Genomic DNA, 9,518 nt, shown 5'->3' with positions numbered 1-9,518 from the left:
GATCGAGGTCGGCACGTCCGCCTCGATACGGTCCAGGACGAACGTGCCCGCCTTCTGCTGCGAGACGCTGGTGTTGATGCCCTGGAAACCCGAGATCGCGATCGGGAACTTCGTGCCCGCAGGGACCTGGAACGTGGCGTACTGCCAGTCACTGCTCGCGGAAAGACCCGTGCCGTACAGACCGATACTCTTGCCGCTCGAGTCCGTGTACGCCAGGTAGCTCAGACCGCTGGGCACGCTGATGCTCGACTTGAGCCGCACCCGCAGGCGCAGCGGCTGACCGGGCACCTCGACGCGCTGGGACGAGGTGATGCCGACGTTGCGCATCGCGTTGAAGTCGATCCGCAGGCCCTCAGGAGCCTTGGAGAACGTCGTGGCCGCGGTGCTGTTGTTGCGCCAGCGGGCCAGCACGTCGTCGTCGAAGTCGTAGACCGTCCTGGTCTGCACACCGATCGTGATCGGCAGCTGCGCGGTCACGCCGCCGGCCGTGATCTTCAGGATCGTGCTGGCGTTGGCGAGCGGGGTGATCCGCAGCTTGCCGTCCACGGCCTTGATGTCGACCACGCTGTGGTCGTAGTCCAGCGAGAGGTCCTGCGGGTCGATCGGAGCGGTGTAACCCTCGCCGTCACGGCCGGTCACCGCGACGGTCGTCGCGTCGTCGGCCGTGGGGGCAGCGATCGACAGCAGCTGGGAGGACGGCTCCACGCTGGTCAGCGGACCCAGGACGGAGACCGTCCCGTGCCCCTGCACGCCACCGACGGCGGCGTCCACCGTGACCGGGCCGTGCGCCTGGGGCGCCGTGAGCGTGCCGCCCTCGACGGTCGCCTCGCGCGAGGACCACTGCACGGAGGTGGGGTCGACCGTCACCGGCGTCTGGTGGCTGTCCACACCCGCGGCGGTCAGCGTGCGGTGCAGACCGGGGAAGACCTTCACGCCGCCGTCGGCCGAGGTCGAACCGGCGGTCGGCTTGACGAGGAGCTGGCGCAGCAGGCCGTCGCCCTTGGAGACGAACACGCCGACACCGTTGGTGTTGTTGCGCTCCTGGCCGTCGGACGGGGTGTTGCGAATGGTCACCTGGTCCTCGCCGAGCGGGCGGGCGACCATCTCGCTCGAACCGCCGCTGTCGAGGACGACCGCGGTCTGCACGCCCAGCGCGACCATGTCGTGGGCCACCTTGTCGAGCCCGACGCCGCCCTTGCCGGTGCCGCCCGGGCCGTTCCACTCGCCGAGCACGAGCGTGTGGCCGCCGTCCTTGAAACCGAACGACGTGCGCGGGGAGATCGAGGTGGTCAGGCCGGCGCGGGCCTTGCCGCCGGAGACGATGATGCCCTCGCCGTTGCCACCGTGGCCGAGCGCGAACTTCATGGTCTTGGCAACGTTGTCAGCCAGCTCCCAGTCCAGCGTCGCCGGGTCGCCGGGCTGCAGCGCGCGGATCGCGGCCGCCGAGGCGCCGGTGCCGACCAGGTAGAACCCGTCGTCCGGGATCGCACCCGAGCCCGCGGGGCCGTTGGGGGTGACCGACACGACCTTGCCGTTCCGCACCAGGACCTCGGCGAGGTCCTGGTCCACGCCGATGAACGGCCGGTTGCGGCTGTAGGTGCCCCACGCGGACGTGAACGCGACCATGCCACCGGCGGGCACCGGGTGGGGTTCGGGGTCCGCGGCGTTGACCGACAGGAGCTGGTGGTCCGTGCCCGCGAAGTTCGCGGACGCGTTGACCATGACGTTCACGAGCTGCGCGATGCCGTCCTTGCTGACACCGACGTGCGGCTGCACCGGGGCGGCCTCGGGGCCACCGAGGTTGGCGGTCTTGAGCAGCTGCCCGTTCTGGATCTCGGCACCGTGCGCCGCGGTGGAGTTGCCCAGGTCGTAGAAGTCGCCGTTCACGCCCGCGACGGCACCGGCCTTGTCGGCGGCCCCGCTGAGCGGCCCGCCGGACGCGACCGGACCTGCGGTCAACAGGTCCGTGCTGACCGCGCTGTTGGACAGGTCGACGGTCAGGAACCGCGCGTCGTACCAGCCGCCCTGGTCGAGCGCCTGCACGTGCTGCAGGTTGATCCCCGGACCGATCTTCTCGGTGGTGTTGATCAGCGGTATGCCGCCGGTGACGGGCGCGGGCCGGCTGCTGTCCGCGTACGCCACCGCCGGAGCGGCCGCGAGCGCGGTCGCCGTGGCGAGCACCACGAGCAGCGACCTTGCACGCCGATGGTTCATGACCATCAGATTCATGGAAACCTCGGGTCGGAAGAGGGCGCGGAGGCAACGCCTCCGCCACGCCCGCGTCGTCACGGGCGCAACACCCCATTAGAGAGATCCTGTGAAGAGCGCACATGACGCCTTCACCATCAGTCAATGAACCCTGGCCGTGACCTTGTGTGTATCCACCAGCGATTGACGCCCCGTCGGTACCCTGACGGCCGCCCGCCCGGGGCGGCTCGCCGCGGTCCGCGGCCCGGTCGGCGCCGCTGAGAGAGGTGGTGCCCGGAACCGGACTCGAACCGGTACGCCCGCAAGGGGCAGCGAGGTTTAAGCTCGCCGTGTCTGCATTCCACCATCCGGGCAGCGCGGCGCGAGAGCGCAGCACGAGCCTATCCGGGAAGGTGGGTGGGGGGCGGCCCCGAATTCGTCATGTTGTCTGATTTCATTGCTCTCTGACGTCACGTCAGGTCACAGCGGACACAGCGAAACCACAGGCCCGGGGCGGTCCCCGGCACGGCCGGCGCCCCCTGCATATGACGTGAAATAGTTCCGCCCCCAGAGGGGCGCCCTCGGGGTGGGTGTCATCCCCTGGTATGACCCGGGGGTCCCCGGGTACCTCTCGGGACTGCCCCCGGAACCAGGTCAGGGACGGATTACCGCGGCCGTTCCCGCCGGGACGATGGACGGAGTCCGCACTCCCCCAGCGTTTCCCGACAGGAGCAGCCTGCCGTGACCACCACCACCGCAACCCCGACTGCCACGGCCACGGCCGCACGGGCCACCGAACTGAGCAAGGTCTACGGCGAGGGCGAGACCCGCGTCGTCGCGCTCGACGCGGTCTCCGTGGAGTTCCGCGCCGGCGAGTACACCGCGATCATGGGGCCGTCCGGCTCCGGCAAGTCCACGCTGATGCACTGCATGGCAGGGCTGGACACGGTCTCCTCCGGGTCGGCGCGGATCGGCGACACCGAGCTGTCCGGGCTGAAGGACAAGCAACTCACCAAGCTGCGCCGGGACAAGATCGGCTTCATCTTCCAGGCGTTCAACCTGCTGCCGACGCTCACCGCCGCCGAGAACATCACGCTGCCGATGGACATCGCGGGCCGCAGGGCCGACAAGGAGTGGCTGGACCGGATCGTCGAGACGGTGGGTCTGGCCGGCCGTCTCAAGCACCGCCCGTCGCAGTTGTCCGGCGGCCAGCAGCAGCGGGTCGCGGTGGCCCGGGCGCTGGCGAGCCGGCCGGAGATCGTCTTCGCCGACGAGCCCACCGGCAACCTGGACTCCCGCTCCAGCGCCGAGATCCTCGGCTTCCTGCGCAACTCCGTGCGGGAGCTGGGCCAGACCGTCGTCATGGTCACCCATGACCCGGTCGCCGCCTCCTACGCGGACCGCGTGGTCTTCCTCGCCGACGGGCGGATCGTCGACGAGCTGGACGGCCCGACCGCCGACACGGTGCTGGAGCGCATGAAGCGCTTCGACGCCAAGGGCCGTACGAGCTGACCGTCCGCCACCACCGAGACGACGAGAGACCCCACCTGCCATGTTCCGTACCGCCCTGCGCAACGTCCTCGCGCACAAGGCCAGACTGCTGATGACCGTGCTCGCCGTGATGCTCGGCGTGTCCTTCGTCTCCGGCACCCTGGTGTTCACCGACACCATCGGCAACGCCCTCCGCAAGGCCTCGGCCAGGAGCTACGCCGACGTCTCGGTCGCCGTCACCTACGGCGACCCCGACCACCCGCTCCCCCAGCGGCTGGTGGACGAGATCGGCCGGCTGCCCGGCGCCGGGTCCACCACCGCGACCGTCACCGGCTTCACCGCCGTCGCCGACAAGCAGGGCCGGCTGGTCGGCGACGGCTGGTCCACCCGCGGCGGCAACTACACCGGAGCGGACCGCTATCCGATACGCGAGGGCCGCGCCCCGCGGAACTCCTCCGAGATCGCGCTGGACTCCAAGACCGCCGAGCGGACGGGCTACACCGTCGGCGACACCGTCCGGATGTCCGTCGACGGACCGGTGCTGCCGCAGAAGGTGACCGGCGTCTTCACCACCGACGACGGAAACGTCGCCGCGGGCGGCAGCCTGGTGCTGTTCGACACCGCCACCGCCCAGAAGCTCTTCGGCGAACCGGGCACGTACGAGGAGATCGACGTCAAGGCGGCCCCCGGCACGACGCAGGCCACACTGAAGGCCGAGATCGGGAAACTGCTGCCGCGCTACGCCAAGGACGCCTCCGCCGCCACCGGCCGGAAGCTGGCGGACGACGAGGCCGAGCAGATCGCCTCCGACCTCAGCAGCTTCAACACCACGCTGCTCAGCTTCGCCGGCATCGCGCTCTTCGTCGGCATCTTCATCATCGCCAACACCTTCACGATGCTGGTCGCGCAGCGCACCAAGGAGCTGGCCCTGCTGCGCGCGGTCGGCGCGAGCCGCCGGCAGGTCACGCGGTCGGTGCTGGTCGAGGCGCTCGTCGTGGGCGTGGTGGCCGGCGTGACCGGGTTCCTGGTGGGCATCGGCATCGCGGCCGTCATGCGGGCGGTGCTCGGCTCGGCCGGGGCCGAACTGCCCGACGGCGCCCTGGCCGTGGAGCCGGGCACGGCGGGAGCGGCGCTCGCGGTCGGCGTGGGCGTCACCATGCTCGCCGCGTGGCTGCCGGCCCGCCGCGCCGCCAAGATCCCGCCGGTCGCGGCGATGAGCAGCGTGCACGCCCCGGCCACGGTCAAGGGCCTGCTCCTGCGCAACACCCTCGGTGCGCTGCTCTCGGCGGCCGGAGTCGTCCTGGTCCTGGCCGGCTCGGGCATGAAGGACAACGGCAACATGGTGCTGGGCGGCGGCGCCGGACTGCTGCTGATCGGCGTCTTCGTCCTCACCCCGCTGCTGTCCCGGCCGGTGGTCGCCGCGGCGGGACCGCTGCTGCGTCCCTTCGGCATCACGGGCAAGCTCGCGCGGCAGAACTCGGTGCGCAACCCGCGGCGGACCGCCGCCACCGCCTCGGCGCTGATGATCGGGCTCACCCTGATCACCGCACTCACGGTGGTGGCCATCTCGGTCAAGACCACCGTGGACGAGCTCGCGGCCGCCCACCTGAAGTCCGACTACCAGGTCACGATGGCCACCGGGCGGAACCTCTCCCCGGAGGTGGCCGAGCGGGTCGCGGGCCTCGACGCGGTCACCGTCTCCAGTTCGGTGCGCGACGCGCACACCGAGCTCGGCGGCGACGACGAGTGGATCACCGGCGTCGACACGCCCCAGATCGGTCGGCTGCTGGCGCTGGACTTCACCCGGGGCTCCCTTGCGGCCGTGCACGGCTCCTCGATGGTCGTGGACTCCGACACGATGAAGCGGCGCGGCTGGCACCCCGGGCAGAGCCTGCCGGTGCGCTACGACGACGGCACCAAGGGCCGGCTGACGATCGGCGGCGTCTTCCGGGGCGGCGACCTCATCAACGGCGTGATCATGGACAACGCCACGGTCACCCCGCACACCCCGAAGGCCGGGGACATGCGGGTGCTGGTGAAGATGGCCGGCGGCGCCGACGAGGCCAACCGGGACGCCCTGGTGAAGGCGCTCGGCGAGAACCCGGTCATCAAGGTGCAGGACAAGGCGGACATCTCCCGGGAGCTCAGCTCCACCATCGACCTGATGCTGAACATCCTCTACGGGCTGCTCGCGATGGCGGTGCTGGTCGCGGTGCTGGGAGTGATCAACACGCTGGCGATGTCGGTCTTCGAGCGCAAGCACGAGATCGGCATGCTGCGGGCCATCGGCCTGGACCGGGCCGCGGTCAAGCGGATGATCCGGATGGAGTCCCTGCTGATCTCGCTGTTCGGCGCGGTGCTCGGCACGGGCCTCGGGGTGTTCCTCGCCTGGGCCGTCGGCGGGCTCATCAGGCCCGGTCTGCCGAGCTACGCGATCGTCCTGCCCTGGGACCGGATCGCGGTCTTCCTGTCGATCGCGGCGGTGGTGGGCCTGCTGGCCGCGCTGTGGCCGGCCCGGCGGGCGGCCCGGCTGAACATGCTGGAGGCCATCAAGGCCGAGTAGCCGGCCGGTGGCCGGACGACGACACGCCGCGGGGCGGGGGTCACCGGACCCCCGCCCCGCAGGCCGTCACGCCTACGCGCCCTTGCCGCCGTACCCGAGCCACTCGGAACGGGTGCGCGGCATCCCGGAGTCGCCCGACTCCCGGGTGCGGACCGCGACGATCTGGTTGACCCCGATGCGGTTGTGCTCGAAGGCGAGCGCCGAGGCCGCCATGTACAGCCGCCAGACCCGGGCCCGCCCGGCGCCCGCGAGGCGCACGGCCTCGCCCCAGTTCGCCTCCAGGTTGGCGACCCACTCGCGCAGGGTCAGGGCGTAGTGCTCCCGGATCGCCTCGACGTCGCGGACCTCCAGGCCGGCGTCCTCCAGCCGGGCGACGGTGGAGCCGACGGGGGCCAGTTCGCCGTCCGGGAAGACGTACCGGTCGATGAACTCGTCGACGTGGTACGCGTCCTCGTCGGCCCACGGGCGGCGGCCGATCTGGTGGTTGAGCAGCCGACCGCCGGGCCGCAGCAGCCCGTGCAGGATGCCCGCGTACTGGAGGTAGCGCTCGCGGCCCACGTGCTCGGCCATGCCGATCGACGAAATCGCGTCGTAGGGCCCGTCGTTGACCGCCCGGTAGTCCTGGACGCGGATCTCGACGCGGTCGGTGAGCCCGGCCTCGGCGACCCGCTTGCGGGCGTACGCGGCCTGCTCGGTGGAGAGCGTGACGCCGGTGGCGTGCACCCCGTACCGCTCGGCGGCGTGCATCACCATCGAGCCCCAGCCGCAGCCGACGTCCAGCAGCCGCTGCCCGGGCCGCAGGTCCAGCTTGCGGCAGATCAGGTCGAGCTTGGCCTCCTGGGCGTCCACCAGGGTCGCCTCGGGCCCCTCCCAATAGGCGCAGGAGTAGACCATGGACGGGCCCAGCACGAGCTCGTAGAAGTCGTTGCCGACGTCGTAGTGGTGGCTGATGGCCTGCCGGTCGCGGATCGGGCTGTGCAGCACGCCGCCGCGCCTGCGGACCTCCTCCGGCGGCGGGGGCGGGGGCAGCCCGGGTCCGGCGAGGGAGAGCACCTCGCGGGCGATCAGGGCGGTCCCCGGGTCGCGCAGCCGGGCGAGCAGACGGCGGTAGGCCGGCTCGCCCTCCTCCGGCGGACGGCCCCAGACGACCCCGGCGAGCCGGTGCAGGGCCTCGTACAGGTCGCCGTCCACGTCGAGTTCACCGGCCACCCAGGCCCGGACCAGGCCCAGTTCGCCGGGCTTGAACAGCATCCGGCGCAGCGCCCTGCGGTGCCTGACGACCAGGGCCGGCGCGTCCGGCGGCCCGGTCTCGCTGCCGTCCCACGCGCGGATGCGCAAGGGGAAGGGAACGCCGAGCGCCTGCTTGGCGAGAGCGGTCAGTCGTCCGGCCGTATCGGCCATGGCGCGTACCTCCGTGCCTCCATGAAGACGGGTCCACTGCGCAGGGAAAACAGATGTGGAGTACAACCACATTCCCGGAAACGTAGTTCCCCCCTACCCATCTCACGTTTGCCCTGCGCACGGCCAGGACACGGGCATGCCGAAGGGCGCCCGCCCCACGGATGGCGGACGCCCTTCGGCTGTAACGGGTGAACGAGCCCTTCGGCCCGGCGGCGGCTAGGCCTTGGCCTTGGCCGGGGTCGCCTCGGCCGCGGCCACGGGGGCCGGCACCGGCTTGGCGGCCTCGTAGAACTCCTCGCGGGGGTTCTCCATGGCGCCGAGCGAGACGACCTCGCGCTTGAGGAAGACCGCCAGCGTCCAGTCCGCGAGGACCCGGATCTTGCGGTTGAAGGTCGGCACCGCCATGCCGTGGTAGCCACGGTGCATGTACCAGGCCAGCCGGCCCTTGAACTTCAGCTTCATCTTGCCGAAGCGGACCAGGGCGACACCCTTGTGCAGGCCGAGGCCGGCGACGGCGCCCTTGTTGGCGTGCTTGTACTCCTTCTGCGGGAAGCCCCGCATGCCGGAGACCACGTTGTCGCCGAGGACCTTGGCCTGGCGCAGCGCGTGCTGGGCGTTGGGCGGGCACCAGGCGCCGGGGCCGGAGGCCAGGTCGGGGACCTGGGCGTTGTCACCGGCGGACCAGATGTAGTCGGTGCCCTGGACCTGGAGGGTCGGGGCGGTGTCGACGTGGCCGCGCGGGCCCAGCGGCAGACCGTACTTGGCCAGGACCGGGTTGGGCTTGACGCCGGCGGTCCACACGATGGTGGAGGCGTCGACCTCCAGGCCGTTGGCGAGCACCACGTGCTTGTCGACACAGGACTTCATCGACGTGCCGAGGTAGACCTCGATACCGCGCTCGCGCAGGTGCTCCAGACCCCAGGTGCCGAGCTCGGGACCGACCTCGGGAAGGATCTTGTCGGCGGCGTCGACCAGGATGAAGCGCATGTCCTCGCGCTTGACGTTCGCGTAGTACTTGGCCGCGTCGCGGGCCATGTCCTCGACCTCGCCGATCGTCTCGGCACCGGCGAAGCCGCCGCCGACGAAGACGAACGTGAGGGCCTTGCGGCGGACGTCCTCGTCCGTCGTGGAGGCGGCCTTGTCGAGCTGCTCCAGCACGTGGTTGCGCAGGCCGATGGCCTCCTCGACGCCCTTCATGCCGATGCCGTTCTCGGCCAGGCCGGGGATCGGGAAGGTGCGGGAGACGGCGCCGAGTGCGACGACCAGGTAGTCGAAGGGCAGTTCGTAGGACTCGCCCACGAGCGGTTCGACGACCGCGACCTTGCGGTCCTGGTCGATCGTGGTGACCCGGCCGGTCAGAACCTCCGCCTGGGGCAGTACGCGGCGCAGCGGCACCACGACATGGCGGGGGGAGATGCTGCCGGCCGCGGCCTCCGGCAGGAAGGGTTGGTACGTCATGTACGAACGCGGGTCGACGACCGTGACGGTCGCTTCCGCATAGCGCATCTTCTTGAGGATGCGCCGGGCCGCGTACAGGCCGACGTACCCACCGCCTACTACGAGGATCCTGGGACGCTCCGTGGTGCTCATGCTTCGAGTATTCACCACGTCCCGGGGGGTACCTCGTGAGCCCCTTCACAAGGTTTCCCGGGCCCTCTGCTACACTGCGCCGCTTCGTGATCAGGACCACAGCCGCCGGGGGGAACCCGTTGCAGGCCACAGGCGTTGAGCGCCCGGTCCGACCAGCGACGATCGGCATCCGGGCGGCCTCGTCAACGCTCCCGCAATATGGACGAAACACGAGCCCGACAGGGGCCCTTGGGGCCCCCGGGGGCCCTCACGCGGGGCAGTTGGGCCGTCCGGCGGGAACTTTCAT

5 protein-coding genes and 1 tRNA gene are annotated in these 9,518 nt (G+C 71.0%); 2 read left to right on the top strand and 4 right to left on the bottom strand.

What is annotated here, in order from left to right; translation table 11 throughout:
• A partial coding sequence (locus ACFYXS_RS37365) for a phosphodiester glycosidase family protein (protein ID WP_389256239.1) occupies nt 1-2,214 on the bottom strand: 2,214 nt, incomplete at its 3' end.
• A gap of 261 nt (nt 2,215-2,475) precedes the next feature.
• Nucleotides 2,476-2,561, bottom strand: a tRNA-Leu gene (locus ACFYXS_RS37360).
• 367 nt (nt 2,562-2,928) lie between these two features.
• Here ACFYXS_RS37360 and ACFYXS_RS37355 point away from each other — a divergent pair.
• Together ACFYXS_RS37355 and ACFYXS_RS37350 are read left to right on the top strand one after the other, a co-directional pair.
• Entirely contained in the window at nt 2,929-3,699 is a 771-nt protein-coding gene (locus ACFYXS_RS37355; RefSeq protein ID WP_389256238.1) for an ABC transporter ATP-binding protein, read from the top strand.
• A 40-nt stretch (nt 3,700-3,739) separates the two neighbouring features.
• Nucleotides 3,740-6,241 (top strand): ABC transporter permease, encoded by a 2,502-nt coding sequence (locus ACFYXS_RS37350; protein WP_389256237.1) that lies wholly within the window; start codon nt 3,740-3,742, stop codon nt 6,239-6,241.
• Between the two features lie 72 nt (nt 6,242-6,313).
• Here the strand turns inward: ACFYXS_RS37350 and ACFYXS_RS37345 are convergent, their stop codons facing one another.
• Both ACFYXS_RS37345 and ACFYXS_RS37340 read right to left on the bottom strand, forming a co-directional pair.
• Entirely contained in the window at nt 6,314-7,642 is a 1,329-nt protein-coding gene (locus tag ACFYXS_RS37345; protein WP_389256236.1) for a class I SAM-dependent methyltransferase, read from the bottom strand.
• Nucleotides 7,643-7,858: 216 nt separating this feature from the next.
• Nucleotides 7,859-9,232: an NAD(P)/FAD-dependent oxidoreductase gene (locus ACFYXS_RS37340; protein WP_389256235.1), complete on the bottom strand. Its 1,374-nt coding sequence runs from the start codon at nt 9,230-9,232 to the stop codon at nt 7,859-7,861.
• Nucleotides 9,233-9,518: the final 286 nt, after the last annotated feature.

Origin of the sequence: Streptomyces sp. NPDC002574, assembly GCF_042889545.1 — a bacterium.
GTDB lineage: Bacteria > Actinomycetota > Actinomycetes > Streptomycetales > Streptomycetaceae > Actinacidiphila.
Note: the sequence above shows the minus strand (reverse complement) of the source record. Positions and strands in the feature narration are given on the sequence as shown.